Origin of the sequence: Streptomyces sp. BBFR51, from assembly GCF_044591655.1 — a bacterium.
GTDB lineage: Bacteria > Actinomycetota > Actinomycetes > Streptomycetales > Streptomycetaceae > Streptomyces.
Window position 1 is genome coordinate 6489488 of sequence record NZ_CP172448.1, and the last position, 19197, is coordinate 6508684.

The 19197-nt window shown below is 70.0% G+C and carries 18 protein-coding genes and 1 pseudogene; 12 read left to right on the forward strand and 7 right to left on the reverse strand.

Annotated features, from left to right (window positions below; translation table 11 throughout):
* Positions 1 to 9 precede the first annotated feature (9 nt).
* From ACGH7X_RS29675 to ACGH7X_RS29695, 5 genes are all read right to left on the reverse strand, one after another.
* Entirely contained in the window at positions 10 to 939 is a 930-nt protein-coding gene (locus tag ACGH7X_RS29675) for an NADH-quinone oxidoreductase subunit H (protein ID WP_399890507.1), read from the reverse strand.
* Complete coding sequence (locus ACGH7X_RS29680) at positions 932 to 2185, reverse strand: hypothetical protein (RefSeq protein ID WP_399890509.1); 1254 nt, start codon at positions 2183 to 2185, stop codon at positions 932 to 934. Before ACGH7X_RS29680 ends, ACGH7X_RS29675 begins: the two co-directional genes overlap by 8 nt.
* Positions 2176 to 2526, reverse strand: coding sequence for an NADH-quinone oxidoreductase subunit A (locus ACGH7X_RS29685; RefSeq protein WP_399890511.1), 351 nt, complete (start codon positions 2524 to 2526; stop codon positions 2176 to 2178). Before ACGH7X_RS29685 ends, ACGH7X_RS29680 begins: the two co-directional genes overlap by 10 nt.
* A gap of 314 nt (positions 2527 to 2840) precedes the next feature.
* On the reverse strand, positions 2841 to 4094 hold the full coding sequence (locus tag ACGH7X_RS29690) for an MFS transporter (RefSeq protein ID WP_399890513.1): 1254 nt from the start codon (positions 4092 to 4094) through the stop codon (positions 2841 to 2843).
* Positions 4091 to 5224: a PLP-dependent cysteine synthase family protein gene (locus ACGH7X_RS29695; RefSeq protein WP_399890516.1), complete on the reverse strand. Its 1134-nt coding sequence runs from the start codon at positions 5222 to 5224 to the stop codon at positions 4091 to 4093. The genes ACGH7X_RS29690 and ACGH7X_RS29695 overlap by 4 nt, the downstream gene beginning before the upstream one ends.
* An 851-nt stretch (positions 5225 to 6075) precedes the next feature.
* Here ACGH7X_RS29695 and ACGH7X_RS29700 point away from each other — a divergent pair.
* The 4 genes from ACGH7X_RS29700 (at position 6076) to ACGH7X_RS29715 (ending at position 8849) form a co-directional block, all read left to right on the forward strand.
* Positions 6076 to 6477: a DUF6153 family protein gene (locus ACGH7X_RS29700; protein ID WP_399890519.1), complete on the forward strand. Its 402-nt coding sequence runs from the start codon at positions 6076 to 6078 to the stop codon at positions 6475 to 6477.
* 122 nt (positions 6478 to 6599) lie between these two features.
* Entirely contained in the window at positions 6600 to 7241 is a 642-nt protein-coding gene (locus tag ACGH7X_RS29705) for a DUF305 domain-containing protein (protein ID WP_399890522.1), read from the forward strand.
* Positions 7242 to 7335: 94 nt separating this feature from the next.
* Positions 7336 to 8238 carry a F510_1955 family glycosylhydrolase gene (locus ACGH7X_RS29710; RefSeq protein ID WP_399890524.1) on the forward strand — a complete coding sequence of 301 codons (903 nt, stop codon included), beginning with the start codon at positions 7336 to 7338 and terminating at the stop codon, positions 8236 to 8238.
* Between the two features lie 86 nt (positions 8239 to 8324).
* On the forward strand, positions 8325 to 8849 hold the full coding sequence (locus ACGH7X_RS29715) for a DUF4396 domain-containing protein (protein WP_399890527.1): 525 nt from the start codon (positions 8325 to 8327) through the stop codon (positions 8847 to 8849).
* Positions 8850 to 9112: 263 nt separating this feature from the next.
* On the opposite strand, the pseudogene ACGH7X_RS29720 reads toward ACGH7X_RS29715, so the two are convergent.
* A pseudogene (locus ACGH7X_RS29720) lies at positions 9113 to 9256 on the reverse strand (cation transporter); the annotation flags it as partial.
* 230 nt (positions 9257 to 9486) lie between these two features.
* Between ACGH7X_RS29720 and cutA the strand changes: the two are divergent.
* A complete protein-coding gene (cutA, locus tag ACGH7X_RS29725) occupies positions 9487 to 9813 on the forward strand; it encodes a divalent-cation tolerance protein CutA (RefSeq protein ID WP_399890529.1) in 327 nt (108 codons plus the stop codon).
* 51 nt (positions 9814 to 9864) lie between these two features.
* On the opposite strand, the gene ACGH7X_RS29730 is transcribed toward cutA, so the two are convergent.
* Positions 9865 to 11112, reverse strand: coding sequence for a helix-turn-helix transcriptional regulator (locus ACGH7X_RS29730; RefSeq protein WP_399890532.1), 1248 nt, complete (start codon positions 11110 to 11112; stop codon positions 9865 to 9867).
* 245 nt (positions 11113 to 11357) lie between these two features.
* Between ACGH7X_RS29730 and ACGH7X_RS29735 the strand changes: the two genes are divergently transcribed.
* From ACGH7X_RS29735 to ACGH7X_RS29765, 7 genes are all read left to right on the forward strand, one after another.
* Positions 11358 to 11759 (forward strand): ATP-binding protein, encoded by a 402-nt coding sequence (locus ACGH7X_RS29735; RefSeq protein WP_399897425.1) that lies wholly within the window; start codon positions 11358 to 11360, stop codon positions 11757 to 11759.
* The gene (locus ACGH7X_RS29740) at positions 11717 to 12340 is read left to right on the forward strand and encodes a hypothetical protein (protein ID WP_399890534.1); all 624 of its coding nucleotides are present in this window, start codon (positions 11717 to 11719) and stop codon (positions 12338 to 12340) included. The genes ACGH7X_RS29735 and ACGH7X_RS29740 overlap by 43 nt, the downstream gene beginning before the upstream one ends.
* A gap of 512 nt (positions 12341 to 12852) precedes the next feature.
* Complete coding sequence (locus ACGH7X_RS29745) at positions 12853 to 13548, forward strand: HAD family hydrolase (RefSeq protein WP_399890537.1); 696 nt, start codon at positions 12853 to 12855, stop codon at positions 13546 to 13548.
* Positions 13545 to 15392 (forward strand): hypothetical protein, encoded by a 1848-nt coding sequence (locus ACGH7X_RS29750; RefSeq protein WP_399890540.1) that lies wholly within the window; start codon positions 13545 to 13547, stop codon positions 15390 to 15392. The genes ACGH7X_RS29745 and ACGH7X_RS29750 overlap by 4 nt, the downstream gene beginning before the upstream one ends.
* The gene (locus ACGH7X_RS29755) at positions 15389 to 16339 is read left to right on the forward strand and encodes a thymidylate synthase (protein WP_399890543.1); all 951 of its coding nucleotides are present in this window, start codon (positions 15389 to 15391) and stop codon (positions 16337 to 16339) included. The genes ACGH7X_RS29750 and ACGH7X_RS29755 overlap by 4 nt, the downstream gene beginning before the upstream one ends.
* A gap of 8 nt (positions 16340 to 16347) precedes the next feature.
* Complete coding sequence (locus ACGH7X_RS29760; protein WP_399890546.1) at positions 16348 to 18066, forward strand: carbamoyltransferase; 1719 nt, start codon at positions 16348 to 16350, stop codon at positions 18064 to 18066.
* On the forward strand, positions 18063 to 19115 hold the full coding sequence (locus ACGH7X_RS29765; RefSeq protein ID WP_399890549.1) for a hypothetical protein: 1053 nt from the start codon (positions 18063 to 18065) through the stop codon (positions 19113 to 19115). Before ACGH7X_RS29760 ends, ACGH7X_RS29765 begins: the two co-directional genes overlap by 4 nt.
* The last annotated feature ends 82 nt before the right edge of the window (positions 19116 to 19197 follow it).

Here is a 19197-nt window from a genome sequence, read left to right on the forward strand (position 1 = left end):
GTTCCCTTCCTAGTGGCTGAGACTGACCAGGGCCGGCACCAGTGCCTGGAGGACGGACAGCGGCAGGAGCACCACCCAGGCCAGTTCGACGTAACGGTCGGCACGGACCATGGGCAGCCGCCGCAGTACCCACACCAGCACCGTCAGCACCAGCAGCGTCTTGACCAGCGACCAGGCCCACGGCGGCAGCCCCGGCCCCGCACCACCGCCCAGGAACAGCGGCACCGCCATCGCCGCCCCGGCCGCCAGCCACAGCCACCGCCCGGCCTGCAGCAGCAGCCGGTCCACCCCACTCGTCTCCCCCAGTACGCCGTCGGCGACATCGGGCCCGGCCGGATACGCGAACGGACCCAGGAAACTGAAGGCCAGGACACCCGCCAGGTAGACGACGAAGGCGAACGGCATCCACACCGCGTACCACAGGCCGTGCTGGGCGGCGGCGATGTCGGTCACCCGCAGGGACTGGGCGCCCGTGGCGGCCGAGATCAGCGCAAACATCAGCGGCAGCTCGTAGGCCAGGCCCTGGGCGAGGAAGCGGTAACCGCCGACCAGGGAGAACGCGGCGTTCGGGCCCCAGCCGGACAGCCACAGCCCGGCCCAGGTCAGCACCTCCATGGCGTTGAACCACACCACCCCGACCGAAAGGTCGGCGACGACGTGGTCGCCGAACGGGATGACGAGCGTGGACAGCACCGCGGCCACCGGTACGGTGATCAGGCCTGCCCGCCACAGCAGCCGGTCCGGCGCGGGCAACCGCCGGGGCTGCGCCAGCAACGCCCTTGGCACGGCGAGCAGCGGCCGTACAGCGGTGCCGACTGTGATCCGTCGGCCCGCGTTCCGGGCGTCCAGTGCCGCGTCGGCCGCCACCGCCAGCACCGCGAAGCCGAGCAGCATCGCCGGGGCTACCAGCAGCGCCCACCACGTCCCCGTCTCAGCCACGGGCCACCGCCGGCCGACACGCGGTCAGTTCGTCCGGGTCCGGGTCGAGGCTGGCGACGATGAGACGGGCCGCGCCCAGTTCGGCTCCCACCAGCAGGCGGGGAAGCAGCCTCGCCAGGGCGGCCGACGGCGGGCGTTCGGCGTCCCACCGGCCGCGCGGGCTTTCCTGGGCGGCCGGAACGAGGACGGCAGTCGCGTCCAACTGGCTTACGTCGTGCACGACATCGGTGAGCCACTGCCGGTAGCGGGCCGGTACGTCCCCGCCGACCGCCCGTACGGCGGGACCGGTGACACCGGCGGCTCGGGCGTCGTCCGCACTCAGCAGGCCGACGCCTCGCGTCAGCCAGTACAGGGTCCGTGACCGCCCGACCCGCCGGGCGAAGCGCTCCACCCGGGGCAGGACCGCCGACGCGGGCGCCTCCTCCAGTAGGTCGTCGCGCAGTCGCCGGGCCGTCACCGCCTCGGCGGGCCAGCCCGCCACCGACAACAGCCGGCCCAGAGTGTCCAGGTGCGCCGCCGCCCGCCGCCGGGATGCCTCCCCCACGACCACCAGCTCGCCCGTGGCGGCCCGCAGCCACGGCCGGCTCCAGAACGGGTCGCCCGGCTTGCCGACGGGCGGCTCGTCGAGGTCGGCCCGCTGGATGAGGTCACCTTGAAGCACCACGCGAAGGGTCAGACCGGCGGGCCAGTCGGCCAGGAACGGGCCCAACGGCACATGCAGGCGGTCCAGCGTCAGACCGTCACGGTCCTCCCCCTGTTCGGCCATGGCCAGCCCGCCCGGCACCTCTATGTCGCCATGACCGTGATCGGTGTGACCGTGAACGTCGGGACCGGTGTGGTCATCGTCGCTGCGCCCGTGACCCGTGCTGCCGTGACTGTCGTGCTCCCCGCCATGACCACCGCCCTTCGGACCGTCGTCGTGATGCCACGTGAGCTTCGGCTTGCCCAGCCGGGCGCGGCTGGCCTCGAGAACCGATGCCACCTCGTCGGCCGCGACCGCCCGCACCCGCACCCGCGGCCGAGGCATGTCCTGCCACAACCGGTCCAGCGCCGGATGCAACCGCGAGCAGTCGGGCCCCGCCACCAGCATCAAGTCGGCTCCGGCCGGGGTCGACGCCGACGGCCAGTCCCGCGACCGCAACTCCTTCTCCGCGGCCAGCCTCACCGGCGTACCGCCCGGCGTGGTCACCAGCAGGACGCGTGGCCGGAGGGCCGCTGCGCGGGTCAGGACGGCGGTCAGGCCCACCGCAATACTCCTTCACGCCATGCGTAGACCACACCTGCGAGCAGGACGGCGAGGAAGACGAACATCTCGATCACCGCGCTGGGCCCCATCACGGAGATCACCAGCGTCCACGGGTACATGAAGACCATCTCCATGTCGAAGGCGAGGAAGAGCATCGTCACCGTGTACCAGCGCATGTGGAAACGGCTGACCGCGTGTTCCGTCGGCTCCAGTCCCGACCCGAACGGCTGAGCGGGCAGCGGAGCGGACGGGATCCGAAGCGCCCAGGCCGCTCCGTACGCTCCGGCCACCGCCAGCAGAGCCAGGCCCAGCAAGGACAGTGCGGCAGTGATGCCGCTCACCGGATGCCACCACCAGGGAGGCGCGTCTCACGCCCCGTCGCCCCTGCACCGGAGCGCCCGTTGGAGGGCGCTCTGCCGCCCGCACTCTGCGTCGTACACATCTGCCGCTCCGTTCCCGCCGCGCCCGAAGCGTGGGGTACCCCCCGGCGGCATACGCAGTCTCGAAGGGCACGAGTCGCAACGCGGCGTGGACCCGGAAACGGCAGTCGGCACGCCCAGTCACCCGGCGTCGAGTGCTACGGCCACGGTGCCGGACATCCACACACTGCGCGAGGCGGCCGGGTCCATCGGTGCCCCGTGGGGGAGTCCACGCCTCAGGCGGGGGCGAGTGGTGCCTCTGTCCGTGCGATCAGTCGCCCGCTGCGTGCCAGGGCAGCGACGGATGCCGCGCAGGCCAGTCCGGTCGCGGCCAAGGAACACCACGTCAGCCAGAGGGCGTCCGCGCGTTCGGCGAAGTCCCACAGGGCTCCGGTGATGAGGTTGCCGAGGGTGATGCCAAGGCCCGAAACGGTGTTGTACAGCCCGTAGTGGGTCGCCACGAGCCGATTGCCCGAGAGCGTGACCACGGTGTCCATCTCGAAGGGATAAACGACGGCACCGCCGACGGCCAGTAGAGCCACGGCCAGGACCAGGGCGGTCAGTACGGCGGCGGGGGCTTCGGGTGGTGCCAGTGCGAGCGGCACGAAGGCCATCCCCATGGCGGTGAGTCCGCGGACGAGGGCCTGAGCATGCGTCCAGCGTCGCTTCGCCCAGCCGGTGAGGCGGAGTTGCCCGACCACGGCGACGGCGGCCGAAACGACGAAGAGTCCGCTGGTCGCCCAGGCGCCCTTGTCTCCGAGGACGTCGGCTGCGGCCAGGGGCAGCGCCAGGTAGACCTGGAAGGTGAGGACGTAGGAGCCGATCATCGCGAGGGCGAAGAGGAGGAAGGGCCGGTTAGCCACCACGGTGCGCCACTGGGTCAGCACGCTGCCCGGCGTCGCGCCGGGGGTTTCGCCGCGGCGGGCCGGCAGGGCACGCCACTGCAGGACGGTCAGCAGGGTGAAGATCGCGGCAGCGACCGTGCAGACGAGCCGGAAGTCCGCAGCCAGGAGAGCCAGGCCCACCAGCGGTCCGAGGAGCATGCCCGCCTGGTAGTAGACGTTGAAGGTGGCGAAGGCGTCCACACGCCGTTCGCCGGCTTCGGCGGCCAGGTAGGCGCGTACAGCAGGGTTGAACAGGGCGCCGGCGAAGCCGGTGGCCGCCGATGCTGCGATGAGGGTGGGCAGGTTGTCGACCCAGCCGAGCAGGCCGAAGCCGACGGTGCGGAGCAGGCAGCCGACCATGATCGGGGCCTTGTAGCCGTAGCGGTCGGCGATGGTGCCTCCGATGAGGAACATGCCCTGCTGGGAGAAGTTGCGTACGCCCAGGACGAGTCCGACGGCCCAGGCCGCCAGCCCGAGCCCGCCGGCCAGGTGGGCGGCCAGGTAGGGCATCAGCATGTAGAAGGCGAGGTTGATGGCGAACTGGTTGGCCATCAACAGCCGGATCGGGGCCGGGAACGAGCGGGACTGCTGCCACAGTTGCTTCATCGTGCAGCCCCTACGGTCTCGTCTCCCGCGCCCTGGGCGCCGGCGGTGGCCAGGGGGTCGATGACGCGGGTGCAGCGCGTCCAGCGGGTAACCACCCGGTCGCCCGGCCGGGCGACCTCCTCCGGGTCATCGGCGGGCAGGGCGTCGAGCAGGCCGTGTTCACCGCAGTAGGCGTCGTCGAAGACCGTGCCGATGTACCGCTGCGGGCCGTCGGGGAAGACGGCGACGGTCCGGTTGTCCGCGGGCAGGGTGCGAGCCGCCCACCGGGCGACGAGCGCGACCGCGCCGACGCTCCAGCCCCCGGTGGCGTAGTGGTCACGGGCCAGCCTGCGTGCCGACCACACCGCTTCCGGCGCGGCCACCCAGTGCACCTCGTCGAACAGGTCGTAGGCGACGTTGCGTGGATGGATGCTGCTGCCCAGCCCCCGCATCAGACGGGGTGCGGCGGGCTGGCCGAAGATGGTCGAGCCACAGGTGTCCACCCCCACGACCCGCAGGTGAGGGAAGAACCCGCGCAGGACGGAGGCGATCCCGGCGGAGTGGCCGCCCGTACCGACGGACACGACCAGGGTGTCGATCCGGCCCAGCTGAGCGACGAGTTCGTGGGCGAGCGGAGCGTACGCGGCCACGTTCTCCGGGTTGTTGTACTGATCAGGGCACCAAGCGCCGGGACAGTCGGCGAGTAGCTCTTCGACCCGGTCCCGGCGTGCGCGCTGCCAGCCTCCACGGACGTGCGGGGTGTCGACGAGGTCCACGACGGCCCCGTACGCCGTGAGGAGTCCCGTCATCAAGGGCTCCATGCCGGGATCGGTGACGACGGTGACGGGGTGGCCGTAGGTCGCGCCGGCGAGAGCCAGGCCGAGACCGAGCGTGCCGGAGGAGGACTCGACGATGCGGGCGCCGGGCAGGAGCTGTCCGCGCTCGCGGGCGGTGCGGACCATGTGCAGGGCGGTGCGGTCCTTGATGCCGCCCGGATTGTGGCCCTCGATCTTGGCCCAGAAACCGCGTCCCGGGAGGGTGAACGGGGCTCCGATGCGGAGGACGGGGGTGTTGCCGACCAGTCCGGCGGGGGTGTGTGTCAGTCGCTCGGTTGCAGGGAGAGGCTGCGCGGACGCAGCCAGGACAGACATGCGGGTCAGGCGATTCATGGCGTGGTTCTCCTGCGGCCGGTGCCTGAACAAGCAACGGGCCGCGATTAGAGGGGCGGAGGTGATCGGCTGCCGGGCCGCGGCCGGGTGACGAGGCCGCGGTACTTGGTCGATCAGGTCCGCCACACGCCGAGACGGGACCGCGTATGTCCGGTGGACGAGCAACCCGGGTCGGGAGCCGATGCCTGCGCGCCGGACCGTGGGGGCGACGGCGGGGCGCCGTGTTCGACGCGCAGAACATGGAGGGCTGGGCCGTCGGCAAGGGGGATGTCGCGGGAGGGCTGAACCGTGGGTCCGTCCAGATCACAGCAGTGCGACTGGTGGTCATGGGCCGGCGCGCTCTGCAGCGACGCAATCCCCCCGCCGGCCGGTCCCGGCGTATGCCCGCAGAACGCTCCCGCGCTGTGCGCAGCGTCTGCGCTTGCCACCCCGGCCGTCACCGGTCCGTGCGCACAGGCCAGCAGGTGCACCAGCACGGCGAGCAGCACGACGAGCGGCGCCGCCGTGGGCTTCGCGGGCCGAGTGCTCGGTAGTACTGACCAGGCAGACATCAGGACGGAATGTAATCGCTCACACGCGCAAGGTCATTGCGGCAGATCGCCACTCTGCGGCTCTGCTGACGCGCGCCAGGGGCCGGGCGACGGCTGGGACGTCCACGAATGCGACTTGCAGCGGCCCCTGGCTGTCCGTGAGTGCGAGTTCCGCTGACCACCGGATCGGGTGAACGTCAGCACCAGCTGGGCGAGAGACGTGCACGGAGGCGTACGAGCGGGGACAGCCGCCGATCGCGCAGTCACATCTGCGCTTTCGCGAAGGGCCCGTACGATGGGTGCGTGACCATGAGCACCCGATCAAGCAGCCGCCCGGCCGGGCGGCTGTTCGTGCTGCTGGTGCTGGCGGTACTGGCCGGCGTGCTGGGCATGCACGGCCTCGCCCCCGGTGCGACACCGGCGGTACAGGCAGGTGCTAGCCACGAGATGGTGATGACCGCGGCGGACGGCGTTCCGCACGCGGACGGGGGGTGCACGCACACGGACGGCGGATCGAGCCATCTCGATCATGCCGACGGGACGTGTGCGGCGGCCGGCGTCGGTTCGGCGTACACGCCGCCCGTGTTGACCGGCGCCCTGCTGAACGCGCCCGCGGCCCCCGCGCCCGCTGCGGCGTCTCCGGGGGCGCCGCATGACGGGCGGGCTCCGCCCGACCTCTCCGAGCTGCAGCTCCTGCGGATATAGAGCGGCCCGCCCGGCTCCCGTGCGCCCGGCCCTTGCCGGTGACGGGTGCCGTGCTTTCGCACGCTCTACATCCGTTCCCACCGCGTGCCGCGCGACGGCGCGCGTCAAGGAGTTGCACCACCATGATCCGCAAGCGTTCTCTCATGCGCCGCACTGCCGCCGTAGCCGCCGCAGGCGCGGCAGCACTCGTCCTGGCCGCCTGCGGCGGCAACGGCGACGATGACAGCTCGGCCGGACACGGCGGCCACGCCGCTACCGCCTCCTCGTCCGCCCCGGCATCTGCGTCCGCGTCACAGGGGCAGCACAACGCTGCCGACGTCGCCTTCGCGAAGGGGATGATCCCCCACCACCGCCAGGCCGTCGAGATGGCCGACCTCGCGCCCGACCGTGCGCAGTCGGCCGAGGTGAAGAAGCTCGCCGTCGACATCAAGAAGGCCCAGGACCCGGAGATCAAGACGCTCTCCGGCTGGCTGACCTCGTGGGGCGAGGACGTGCCCGCCGAGGGTGCCATGGACCACTCCATGCACGACATGGGCGGCATGATGACGACAGAGGAGATGACCGGGCTCGAGAACGCCTCGGGCAAGGCCTTCGACACCGCCTTCATGGAAATGATGATCAAGCATCACGAAGGCGCGGTCGACATGGCGAAGACCGAGCAGGCCGACGGCACATACGGACCGGCCAAGAAGATGGCCGGAGAGATCATCGACTCGCAGAGCGTGGAGATCGAGCAGATGAACGAACTGCTCGGCAAGGACTGACCCCATCGCGTCGGCGTGGGGCGGGCACCATCGGTGCCCGCCCCACACCGACCTGCCTTCCTGTCGTCCCTTCTCCCCGCTTGGACCTCACACCATGACTCGCATACCGCGGCGCCGCCCGCGTGCCCTGATCCTGCTCGCGGCTGCCGGCCTGCTACTCGCTGCCTGCTCCGCCACCGACACCACCGCCGAGACCGGCCGGGACGGCGCCGCACCCGACCCTGGGACCGGCCATCTGCACGGGCTGGGCGTCGATCCAGCCGACGGCGCGGTCTACGCCGCCGGGCACCACGGCGTCTTCCGCCTGGATGGCGGCACTGCCACCCGGGTGGCCGACCGCTATCAGGACACCATGGGCTTCACCGTGACCGGTCCGGCCACGTTCCTGGCCAGCGGTCACCCCGACCCCGCCGAATCCGGCACACGGCCCGCGCACCTGGGCCTGATCCAAAGCACGGACGCCGGCCGCACCTGGCAGACCCTCTCCGCCGAAGGCGAGGCCGACTTCCACGCGCTCGAGAACGCCGGTGAGGTGCTGTACGGGTTCGACAGCCAGAGCGAGCGGGTGTGGGCCAGCACCGACGGGGGCCCCAAGTGGGCCAAGCGCGCGGACGTGGCGGCGCTCGACCTCGCCTCTCACCCAGACAGCGCGACCACCGTGTGGGCGGCCACCGGCACCGGCCTGTCGCGCAGTGACGATGGCGCACGGACCTTCCGTCCGGTCCCTTCGTCGCCCGGCCTGGTGGCAGTGGAGGAACCGGAACCCGGCAGGTTGCTGGCGCTCACGGCTGACGGCCGGGTCGTCGCCAGCCGCGACGGGCGGACATGGACGGAGAAGGGCCGCCTGCCCGCGGGCGGTGAGGGGAGGGTGCTGACGGCGGTGACCTCTCAGCGTCTGCTGGCGTCGGACAGTGGCGATGTCGTCTACGAGTCCGTTGACGGTGGGCGCACGTGGGTGCTTCTTCATCGTCCGGCAATTGGTTCGGATCACTCCTGACCCTGGCTGCATACCCCTATGGGGTATATGGTTCGGTGTTGCAGAGCCGCAGGGGCCTTGCGGGGCATCGAATGGGGATGAGGGTCATGGACCACACCACGCACCACTCCGGTACCGCGCACGCCCACGCCTCGTCCGCGGGCGGCCACGGCGATCACCACGGTGATCAAGCGCACGGCACGACCTGGCCGACGGCGATGAAGGCGACGCTGCACTGCCTCACCGGGTGCGCCATCGGCGAGATCCTCGGCATGGTGATCGGTACCGCCCTGATGTGGGGCAACGCGCCGACCATGATCCTCGCGATCACCCTGGCCTTCGTCTTCGGTTACTCCTTCACCCTCTTCGCGGTGGTACGCGCGGGGGTGTCCCTGAAGGCGGCGATCAAGGTCGCGCTGGCCGCCGACACCGTCTCCATCGCCGTGATGGAACTGGTCGACAACGGCATCATCGCCCTCGTACCAGGCGCGATGGACGCGCACTTGTCGGACGGACTCTTCTGGTACGCCCTGCTCGGCGGCTTCGCCGTGGCCTTCGTGATCACCACGCCGGTCAACAAGTGGATGATCGGCCGCGGCAAAGGCCACGCCGTCGTCCACGCCTACCACTGACCCACACCGCCACTACGACACCAGGCGGCCTTCGAATCCGGGGCCGCCCGGCGTCGTAGTGCCGTAGCGGCGTGCTGTCTTTGGTCAGCCCAGACCGGCGAGCAGTTCGTCGCCCGCCCGCTCGCAACGTCGTCACGCCTCGACGCAGACTCGGCATCTGCGCGTGCAGATCACGCTGGGTAAACAACCGGGTGCCGGCGCGGGGCGGTGTGCTCAGCTCGCGGCCTTGAAGCCTCGCAGGCGCAGGGAGTTGCCAACGACGAGGCCGTCTCGGTGGCGTAGTTGACGGTCGCGGTGACCCCGTCCATCCGGTTGAGCTTCTTCTCGATCCGGGCGGCGCACGAGGCGCAGGTCAAGCCGCCGATGGCGAGTTCCACCTCGGCTGTGTCGGAGACCGTGGTGGCCATCACTACTCCTCCGCCAGTGACCGGTTCAGGCCTACGCAGCACACGAAGCCGTTGGGCGAGCGCACCTTCACCGTCATGCCAAAACGGCGCTCCTCTCACGCGATCACGGAGCGCTGTAGAGATGACCGGTGCGGACGATGATTTCGCCCAGCTCTCCCGGCGACTACCACCGTCGGTCTGCCTCGGACATCTGGATAGGGTCGCCGTACCCGAGCTGGAGAGGTAGCCGCATGGACCACGAGATCGTGATCGCGCAGACGACCAGTGACGACGAAGACCAGGCGAAGGCTCTCGCCCGAGGCGCGGTTGAGAGCAGGCTGGCGGCGGGCGTTCACATCGATGCACCCATCACCGCCTTCTACTGGTGGAAGGGGAAGGTCGAAGAGGCTCAGGAGTGGCGCATCTCGTACATGACCTCGTCGGACCGCCTCCCGGCCCTGGAGGCGTGGCTGCACGAGAAGCACCCGTATGACGTCCCCCAGTGGGTCACGCTGCCCGTGACCGGAGGGTCGGAGGCGTACCTGACATGGGTGGTCGACGAGACGCGCCCGCAGTAGGGCGCGCCACCCAAGGCCTTGCCCTCAAGCGAGCCCCCACGATGCTGCGGTTCACGACGACGCGAATGTCAGCAGGTGGCCGGTCAGATCGTGCTCCGTGTCAGGGAGTCCGGCAGCGATGGCCTGCGCCCGCTGACGTCCCATGGTGTTGGGCTTGGACTCGGCTGCTGCTGCGAACTGGTGCGCGACGCAGGCTCCGCGGTCTACGTCGCCGCCCCGTAGAAGTGCCGACGCCAGGTCCCCGAGGACCACCACTCCGGAGTCGGGCAGTTCTTCACCGAGGCGCTCGACCGCGGAGTCGGCTGTGGCCGTCAGCTCTTGGCGCTTGAGTTCGCCGTATACCGAGAGCGCCAGTGAGTCCATCCGGTACGGCGTCACGAAGCGGACCCACGCCTGCTCACTCCTGTGGTCGGCGAAGTCGTAAGCGAATATCGCCTGCTCCAGGGCTCGGAGAGCGCCGGCGTCATCCCCTGACTGGGCCGCTTCCTCCGCGTACCGGCCCAGGGCCCACGCTGCAGCGGTTGCGTTGCCACGCCCGCGCACATCCTGAGCTGCCTGTGACAGCATCTCCAGCGCCTTCGCAGGGCTGGGGGCGCCGTAGCTCGCGTAGCCCAGTGCCAGGGCGCGCAGAGGGGGGTGCCCGGCCTTCTTCGCGCACTCCGAGGTCACCCCGTAATAGGCGGCTGCCTTGTCGTGCTCCCCAAGATCCCAGGCAACCCACCCGGCAAGAGCTGCGGTTTCTCCCGCCGCGATGGTCAGTGCTCGCTCATGGGTGCCGGCACGGGGGAGGGCCGCGGTGATCGCGTCCAGGTGTGACTCGACCCTAGCCTGCAGACTGCGTGCGCTTTCGCTCAGTTCGTCCACATGCAACCGGGCCGCATGATCAATGAGGACACCCGCCGACTCAGGGTCGATCTTGGCACCCCTGCTGAGTGCGTAGGCGAGTCGGCCCCACGGCTCAGCGGCCGTAGCTGCGCCGACGACGGCGCCTCCCAGCAGCGTTCGGCGCTTCACGTCGTCCAGGTCCTCCCCTTCAGCCTTGTTCCTCTCTCGCCGCCTGGCTCGGGCGGCTTTCGCCTCGCGCAGCAGCGGCTCCAGCGGGATGCCGCAGGCCAAAGCGATGTTCCCCAGTGTGTGGTCCGTGGGGACGTTGTCACCTCTTTCGTACCGACCGACCTCTCGGCGAGTCATCGTTGCCCGGCCGGAGGCGGCGTTGATCGCCTGTGCCTGTTCGTCCTGCGTCCGGTTCGCGTTAAGCCGCAGGCGACGGAGTAGCTCGGCAAACGGATCTACTGCCACGAGTCTGACCTCTATCGGTGGGGGTCATCCAATTCTGGCCCCAACTCCCCTCTTATTTTCCCCCCTTGACAAAGGTTTTCCCCCTCGAGTTTCCCCTGTTCCGGATCACGGAGGCGCGGTGCGATGGGCGCATGACCACGCACCGGGCAGCAACGCCACCCCGATCCAGGAGTGATGACGCCGGGACCACCGCCGGCCCCACGCCTGCTGCGTGCCCGCTTACGTCTCGTGTCTTCGAGATGGTCATGGAGCCGGCGGGTATTCACGTCGCTCAAGCGAGACGAACCACGACCACGGTGCTGAGGCAGTGGTCATTGCCGGACGCCCCGGCAGAAGACGCCCGGCTCGTTGTCTCGGAGTTGGTGACCAACGCGATCACCCACGGCTCTGGGGATGTCCGGCTGCGACTGCGGTACGACAACCACGAGCTGCGGATCTCGGTCACCGACGACAGCATCGTCCCGGCCACGCGACGACGCGCAGGTGCCGACGATCACAGTGGACGAGGGCTGCATCTAGTCGCTCGTGTGTCGCTTCGGTGGGGCGTGGCTGACGGCGGTCGGACCACCTATGCGGTGATTCCCACTCTTACGGAGGCACCCCCATGTCGTCGCGCGACGTCCCCGAACTCGGCTCCGACGTGTTGAGCCCCGTGGCTGCCCGCGGCCTGGATCGGAAGACGCAGGCAGATGGCGAAAGGCTGGTTGCCAGTAAGGGCCGCCCGAGGCGGCCCCGCGCCCTACAGCCCTCGAAGCGCCAGTCCCACGCCGGCCAGCTTCACAAGGTCCGCCAGCACTTCTATCGCGAGGTCGTCGGCACGCGGACTCGTCGGAACGCCGACCAGCCGCTGCGCTTGCTGGCGTACAGCCTGGTGCCGAGCCCGGGAGCCCACCCGGACGAGGACTGGGGCACCCTACAGGCCGAGGCCGAGCAGCACGGTTACGCGATAGGTGCACGGCTCCACGACGTTGCGGTCCCCGTGCCCGCGACGTACTTCCCTGGCTCCCGTATCGGCCGGAGCGTCTACACGCCCCCTTGGCAGCGCCCTGGCTGGAGGGAAGCCGAGCGACAGATCCGAGACGGTTTTGCGGAGGGCGTGATCGTCCTCGACCGGCACAACATCAGTTCCGATGACGACGAATACCACGCCGTGATCAAGCACCTGGGCGAGCGGTACCAGGCTTTGGTGCACCTCGTGATCTCCGAGGAGCCCAGCGCCCCGACTTGAAGGCGTCCGCTGCGCTGGATGGACGAGAAGGGCTGGGGCTGGAGGCAGATCAGCGCCCAGATCCTCCTCGTCACCACCGTGTGTGCCGTGCTCGCCATCACCTTCACATACACCTGACCAGGGGGCTCACCATGACATTCGAGGGACACACCGACCGGGCGCCGCAGTTCCTGCCGCACCGTGCGCAGGGCGAAGCGCTCCTCTGCATCCAGGAGGCCGCCCCGAGGCCGCCCAGCGAGGTTGGGCTCGACCTCTTCGCTGTTCCGGCCGGCGAGGTGCAGGGGAGCGGCTTCGACCTCTCTCGTTTCCACCGGCGCTCTCGCCTGCCGGCCTCGGAGAACGGGTCGCCCTCGTCGTCGAGTGACGGACCGCCGGACGCAGCGTAGAGACCCTGTCGCACTGGAACGCGGCCTTCGAGGAGGCCGACGGCCCGGACCAGTACCCCGAGTGCGAACTCAAAACGGCTTCGGCTCTCTGAAGCGCGACAGCCACCCCTGACGAGAAGGACGACCATGACCGTTCCCGCTCCGGAATCGCCATCAGCTCCGCCCACGCCGAGCGACAACACGTCGCACGCTCTTCTCCTTGACCTCGACGGCGTCCTGCTCGACACCCGTCCGGTGATGCGGACGGCTTGGCGGAGGGTCCAAGAGCTGCATGGCGTCACCCTTCCGTTTCACGCCTACGAGCGCCACCTGGGGCGCGAATTCGGCGACATCATGCAGCGACTAGGCGTGGCCGACGCCGAGACAGTCCGCCGGACGTACGAAGCGGAGTCCGTCGGCCACGCGCATCTCGCGCAGGAGTTCACCGGCATCGTCGAGATGCTCCACGCCTTCGTGGCCGCCGGCTGGCGGCTGGGTGTGGTGACGTCCAAGCACGTCGACCGCGCGGCCCCTCTCCTCGCGCGTCTCGGATGTCCCTTCGCGACCGTCCGCACCCCGGCGGGAGCGGGCCGGACGAAGCCGGCCCCAGATCCGCTCCTCCTCGCCCTGATCGATCTGGAAGTCGATCCCGCCGCAGCCGTGTACGTGGGGGACATGGCGGTCGATCAGGAATCGGCCGCACGGGCAGGGGTCGCCTACATCCACGCTGGATGGGGATACGGGCAGCCCACAGCCCCCGCACCCGAGACGGTCGCCTCGCCCAAGGAACTGCTGCGCCTTCTCCGCCCCGCCGAGCAGCTCGTCGAGGGGAGCATGGTGTGAGTCCCCGCACGACCGGTGGTCTGGGCCTGGTCCGCTCCGCCTTCGCCGGGAAGTCGGCATGGGCTCTCGTCGGTAGCGGCGCCCTGGCGCACGCGAGAACCGACCACGTCCACACCACCGAGCTGGAAGCCACGGCCGTCGACCGACAGGAGCTGCGCGCCTGCGTTGAAGGCGCCATGGCCTCCCTCTACCGCTATGGCGCCTCGTTCGCCTCCACTCCGGGTGGAGCCGGCTGGCTCCACGTCCAGCATGTTCCCGTGCGGCGCTTCGTTGCCGAGATCGTGCGCAAGCTCCTGGCGCTGAACGCCTGGGAGCCGTTCGCTTCGGCGCCGGGACCTCTCGCTCTGGCCCCGTACGAGGGACTCGTGGGACTGCGTTCGAGCAGCTCGCGAGAGTACCTGGCCTACACCGTGGCATGGTCCGGCATCGCGTACCTGCTCGGGGCTGCGGCACCGCACAACCCCACCCGCTCCGCCCAGCTACGCAACCACGCCCGGACAGGCACGGTGAACAAGGAAGCGAGCCCACTCCCCGCAGACCTCGGACGGCAGGACGTCCTGGCGCTGTCCTGGACCTCCCGCCACGCTGCCACGCTGAGGCCGGTTCTCACCGAACTGGCGCGCGACGGACAGATGAGCCTTCTGCTGGATCTCGCGACCGATCCCGCAGAGCGGTGCACCGCGGGATCGGTCACAGGCATCGAACTGCGCTCGGCGCCGAGTGACCTCTTCACCCTCTCCGGCACCGTCGAGGACCTGCACCTGCCCGACGACGAACACGTCGTCCACGTTGCAGGCCACGGTGTTCAACTCGCAAGGTTGGTACGGCTCTTGTCCGTACTGCTGGAAACCAGCGGGGGCTGCACGCAGCCGTCGTGGCGGACCCTGGGGCGGGTAGAGAGCTGGCTCGACGACATGCTGTCGACGACCAGGCCGCACACCGTCCTTCTGAGTAACGACACCAGCCCTCTCGGCGTGCTGGCCGCGCACGCCGCCGAGCGACGCGGCGCGAATTCGGTCCACGTCCAGCACGGGGCGTGGACGGCGGAATCGGCCGCCTGGCCGGCCCTGCACAGCCGCGACATCATCGTCATGGGCGAACGGGACCTCGCTCTGGGACGAGCGTGGGTGCGCCACCCCGACGCTGAGGTACACGTACTCGGACAGCCCCGTTTCGACGCACTTGCCGACCTGGGCCGCGAGGCGCAGCGGCGGTACCTGGAGAAGTTGCTGGCTACGGGTGGCCGCCGCGCGCCCGCCCGGATAGCGGTGTGGGCCTGCCAGCCGTTCAGCCCCGATCACCTCAAGTCCCATGCGGACCTTCTCCTGGACGGACTCGGCAAGGCGGACGGCGACTGGGGTCTCGTCATCGCTCCACACCCGGCGCAGGGCGCCGATGCCTTCACCTCTCTTTTGAAACGGGATGGCGGACCGCTCGTCGCCGTGGCCGATCCCCGGGTCGGTGCACGAGGCAGCCTCGCCGGCGCTGACGCCCTCGCGAGCGCGTACTCGACGTGCGGGATCGAAGCCGCGCTGCTCGGGGTCCCAGTCCTCGAAATCGGCCCGCCGGATGAACGCACGCTGGACCTGGCCGGTCAAGGTCTCGCAACCCGGTGCCACAAGGCCGGTGGCGTCGCCGAAGCGCTTTCCGCGCTGCGCGAGCCGCCCACGCCCATCCCGCAGACGGCCCTGGACGCGGTGTGCCGGTGGCGCGGCGACAGCGCCGCTCGGATCGCTCGCTTCATCACCGATCGCGCCGCATCCGCCACCGGGTCGCGCAGTTCCATCCACCAAGATGCGGGCGCCTCTGCCTCGCCCCAGGACGAAGGAGCATCCGTCCGATGACACGCCTCACCGCCGACAGCATGGCCGAGTTGTTCTCCGGCGCCGTCACGCTGGCGAAGTCCGGCGAGAAGGTCAGCCCCCGGGGCATGGCCACCCGCGAAGTCCGTGACGTGCACCTGATGCTCACCCAGCCGCGCGCCCGCCTGCTTTACGCACCGCCGGCCCGGATCGTCAACCCGGCCTTCGCGGTCGCCGAGACGGTCTGGCACCTGTCCGGATCCGACGCCTCGTGGATCTTCGACTACAACGAACGGCTGCGGCAGTACGCCGACGACGGCGTCCTCCTCGGTGCGTACGGACCCAGGATGCGGAACTGGGCCGGCAAGGTGGACCAACTGGCCCGCGTCGTGGAGATCCTCCAGGAGGACCCCGACTCCCGGCGGGCCCTGATCCAGCTCTACGACCCGGCCCAGGACGCCGCCGGCCACAAGGACGTGCCTTGCACCCTCGGCTTCCGGTTCCACCTGCGCGGCGGCCGCCTGCACATGGCGACCATGATGCGCGGCCAGGACGTGTGGATCGGCATGCCGTACGACGTGTTCTTCTACACCGTGCTCCACGAACTGGTCGCCGGGTGGCTCGACGCGGAACTGGGTGAGTTCCATCTGCACGTCGGCTCGCTGCACATCTACGACGAACACGCGGAACAGGCGGACGCGTTGACCTCGCTTTCGGCGAGCCCGCACATGCCCGATCTGCGAACGCCCTGGACGGGCTTCACCGCCCTGCTCGACCAGGTCGAGGCCCGCGACGCGACCGGCCACCCCGGCTGGGACGCGATGGCCGAGACGCTACGCAGCTACCGGCTGTGGAAGGACGGCAAGCACGAACGGGCATGGCGGGCAGCCGACATGATCGACGGACCCCTCGGCCGGGCCCTCACCGCCTGGTACGGAGAGTTGAAGCGGCGCTCTGCCAAGCGCGCGACAACGGCCGAGGCAAGGTGATCGCGGCCATGAAGCGCACACCTTCCGTCGTCCTCGGACTGTGCTCGTACACTCACGACTCGTCGGCCGCCCTTCTCGTAGACGGTGAACTCGTCGGCTTCGTCGAGGAGGAGCGCCTCTCCGAGCAGAAGCACACCAAGCTCTACCCGGCCCACGCCATCGGGTGGCTGCTCGACCAGGCCAAGCTGAGCGCCGCCGACGTGGACGCCGTCGCCTACAACTTCCAGCCCGCTCGCTACCTCGCCGAGTCGCCCGCCGCCCTAAGCGTGGCGCTCTCGCCGACGACTCGTGACCGGAGCCTGGCGCGTGCCCAAGGGTTCGCCAAGGTGGCCGTGCGCACCCAGCGGCGGCTGGGTGTCCTCGGCCGGCAGTTCCCCTCTGCCCATGTCACGCCGGTCCTGCACCACCGCGCCCATCAGCTCACCGCCTTCGCGGCCTCGGGCTGGCAGGAAGCCGCCGTGCTCGTGGTCGACAGTCTCGGCGAGCGGCAGACCACCACCATCGCCCGCGGCCAGGGCACTCATCACCCCCGCGCCCGAACACTGGAAGCGATCAACGACCCGGCCTCCCTGGGATACGTGTACGGCGCTGTCACCGAGCACCTGGGCTGGCGACGGGGCGACGAGGAAGGCACCGTCATGGCGCTGGCCGCCCTCGGGGACCCTTCCCGCTTCCGCCACCTGTTCGCGAGGGCTGTCCGCACGACCGCTACGGGCTTCCACATCGACCCCGGCTACTTCCCCACGCGCACCCTCACATCGGGATACCCGAGGACATCGCGGCGGTTCGTCGCCGAGACATGCTCCGAGCGACACCCGAGCGAGCCGCTCACGGACGTCCACCGAGATCTGGCGGCTGCCCTCCAGGAGCGGACCGAGCAGGTGATGGTGCACCTCGCCCGCCGCACCCGTGTGCTCACCGGCTCCCGGCGCCTGTGCGTGGGAGGCGGTGTCGCCACGAACTGTGTGAGCATCGGAAAGATCATCGAGTCCGGCATCTTCGACGAGGTGTTCGTGCCGCCTGCGCCGGGTGACGCCGGAACCGCAATCGGAGCCGCCCTCGCCGTGCACGTCGACCGGCGCAACCCTTGCCCGGTCGTCGGCATCGCCCGCACCTGCTACCTCGGCCCCTCCTACGAGGACCAGTCCCTCGACCTGACCCCCTGGCCCAGCCTCCGCCAGAAAACCCTGGGCGTCGAGACCGCCGAGTTCCTCGCCGACCAACTGGCCCACGGCACGATCGCCGGACTGTTCCAGGGTGCCGTCGAAGCCGGGCCGCGCGCCCTGGGCAACCGCTCGATCCTCGCCTCCCCGCTGGAACCCGGCGTCGTGGAGCGCCTGAACGCCACCGTGAAGTTTCGCGAACCATTTAGGCCCTTCGCCCCGATGGTCCCGGGCGAGCGCGCTGACGAGTTCTTCACGCTCGGCCAGCCGGCGCCGTACATGTCCGTGGCCTCCGGCGTGACCGACCGGACACGCGAGCGCGTGCCCGCCATCGTGCACGCGAACGGCACCTCGCGCCTGCAGACCGTGACCAGGTCGCAGAACCCGTTCATGCACGCGGTCCTGACCGCCTTCGGCCGCCGGACCGGCGTACCCGTGCTGATCAACACCTCCCTCAACATCAAGGGCAAGCCGATCTGCGGGACACCCGAGATGGCACTGGACTGCCTGGCCAACTCCGGACTCGACGCCCTGCTCCTCGAAGGGCGGTGGATCACCAAATGAAGATCGGATACAGCTTCTGGGGCTTCCTCGGCAACGGCGTCACCGACACCCCGGACGGGGGCCGCAGCCACCGCCGCCCCTTCATCGACGCCCTCCTCGCCCGCGGTCACGACATCGTCTTCCTTCAGGCCGACCGCGACCGCCTCGAAGCCGGCGACGACCTCGGCGGCGCGTACACCTTCGACGACGGCCTCCCCGGCATCGACGTCCTGTTCCTGGAATGGCGCTGGGCGATCACCGGCCGCAACACCACCGTGTGCGGGACCGAAGCGCACGCCTGCGACCTCCACCGTCAGGCCCAGCTCATCAACCACTACACGGTCCGGCACCGTACGCCCACCGTGATCTGGGACAAGGACCGCACCCTGCGGGCCGAGAGCGTGTGGCGACGTACGGCCCACACCCTCGTCTTCGAGGCCGCGCTCGCTCCGACCCACGGCGCGCGCTCCCTGCTCTTCCCCGTTGCCGAGGACCTCATCGCTCAGGCGGACCCCGTGGCCCTCGCGGCACGGCGGCGGGACCTCGTGCTCGGCTACGTGGGCAATCAGTACGACCGCGACGAACCCTTCGACCGCTTCTTCGCTCCGGCTGCCGCCCGCGTCGATCACCTGGTCGCCGGGAAATGGACGAAGACCGACCGCTGGCCGCACGTCCGCTTCGTGGGCCGGATCCCGTTCGAGGCCGCTGCCAGCGTCTACGGCCGGGCCCTGGCCACGGTGCTCATGCTGCCCGAGCGGTATGCCCGCGTCGGGCAGATGACCCAGCGCATCTTCGAGGCCGTGCTCGCCGGGTGCCTGCCGCTGGCCCCGGCGGACATCCGCTTCGCCGACCGCTTCGTTCCGCGGGAGCTGGTCGTGCGCTCCGGTCGAGACGTACTGGAACGCCTCTCCTACCTCCGCGAGATCGCCGGCACCCAGCAGCACGCCGACCTGATCGCCGCGTGTGTGGACCGCCTGCACCTGTTCGGCCTGAGCAGGCAGGTCGACACCATGGAATCGGCCCTGCACGCGCTCGCCGGGACTTCTGCGACCGAGCGGGGAGCTGCCTGATGCAGACCGCTCGACAGGCCAAGACATCTGGATCATCCGATCGCGTCCCGGCGGGTGGGTCCGCCGGACGCCCGAACCTCTC

Bases quoted from the DNA above. Each gene is read 5' to 3' on its own strand.
- ACGH7X_RS29690 (WP_399890513.1), bottom strand. From the start codon at position 4,094: ATGAAGCAACTGTGGCAGCAGTCCCGCTCGTTCCCGGCCCCGATCCGG.
- ACGH7X_RS29695 (WP_399890516.1), bottom strand. From the start codon at position 5,224: ATGTCTGTCCTGGCTGCGTCCGCGCAGCCTCTCCCTGCAACCGAGCGA.
- ACGH7X_RS29705 (WP_399890522.1), top strand. From the start codon at position 6,600: ATGATCCGCAAGCGTTCTCTCATGCGCCGCACTGCCGCCGTAGCCGCC.
- ACGH7X_RS29710 (WP_399890524.1), top strand. From the start codon at position 7,336: ATGACTCGCATACCGCGGCGCCGCCCGCGTGCCCTGATCCTGCTCGCG.
- ACGH7X_RS29715 (WP_399890527.1), top strand. From the start codon at position 8,325: ATGGACCACACCACGCACCACTCCGGTACCGCGCACGCCCACGCCTCG.
- cutA (WP_399890529.1), top strand. From the start codon at position 9,487: ATGGACCACGAGATCGTGATCGCGCAGACGACCAGTGACGACGAAGAC.
- ACGH7X_RS29735 (WP_399897425.1), top strand. From the start codon at position 11,358: ATGGAGCCGGCGGGTATTCACGTCGCTCAAGCGAGACGAACCACGACC.
- ACGH7X_RS29740 (WP_399890534.1), top strand. From the start codon at position 11,717: ATGTCGTCGCGCGACGTCCCCGAACTCGGCTCCGACGTGTTGAGCCCC.
- ACGH7X_RS29745 (WP_399890537.1), top strand. From the start codon at position 12,853: ATGACCGTTCCCGCTCCGGAATCGCCATCAGCTCCGCCCACGCCGAGC.
- ACGH7X_RS29755 (WP_399890543.1), top strand. From the start codon at position 15,389: ATGACACGCCTCACCGCCGACAGCATGGCCGAGTTGTTCTCCGGCGCC.
- ACGH7X_RS29760 (WP_399890546.1), top strand. From the start codon at position 16,348: ATGAAGCGCACACCTTCCGTCGTCCTCGGACTGTGCTCGTACACTCAC.
- ACGH7X_RS29765 (WP_399890549.1), top strand. From the start codon at position 18,063: ATGAAGATCGGATACAGCTTCTGGGGCTTCCTCGGCAACGGCGTCACC.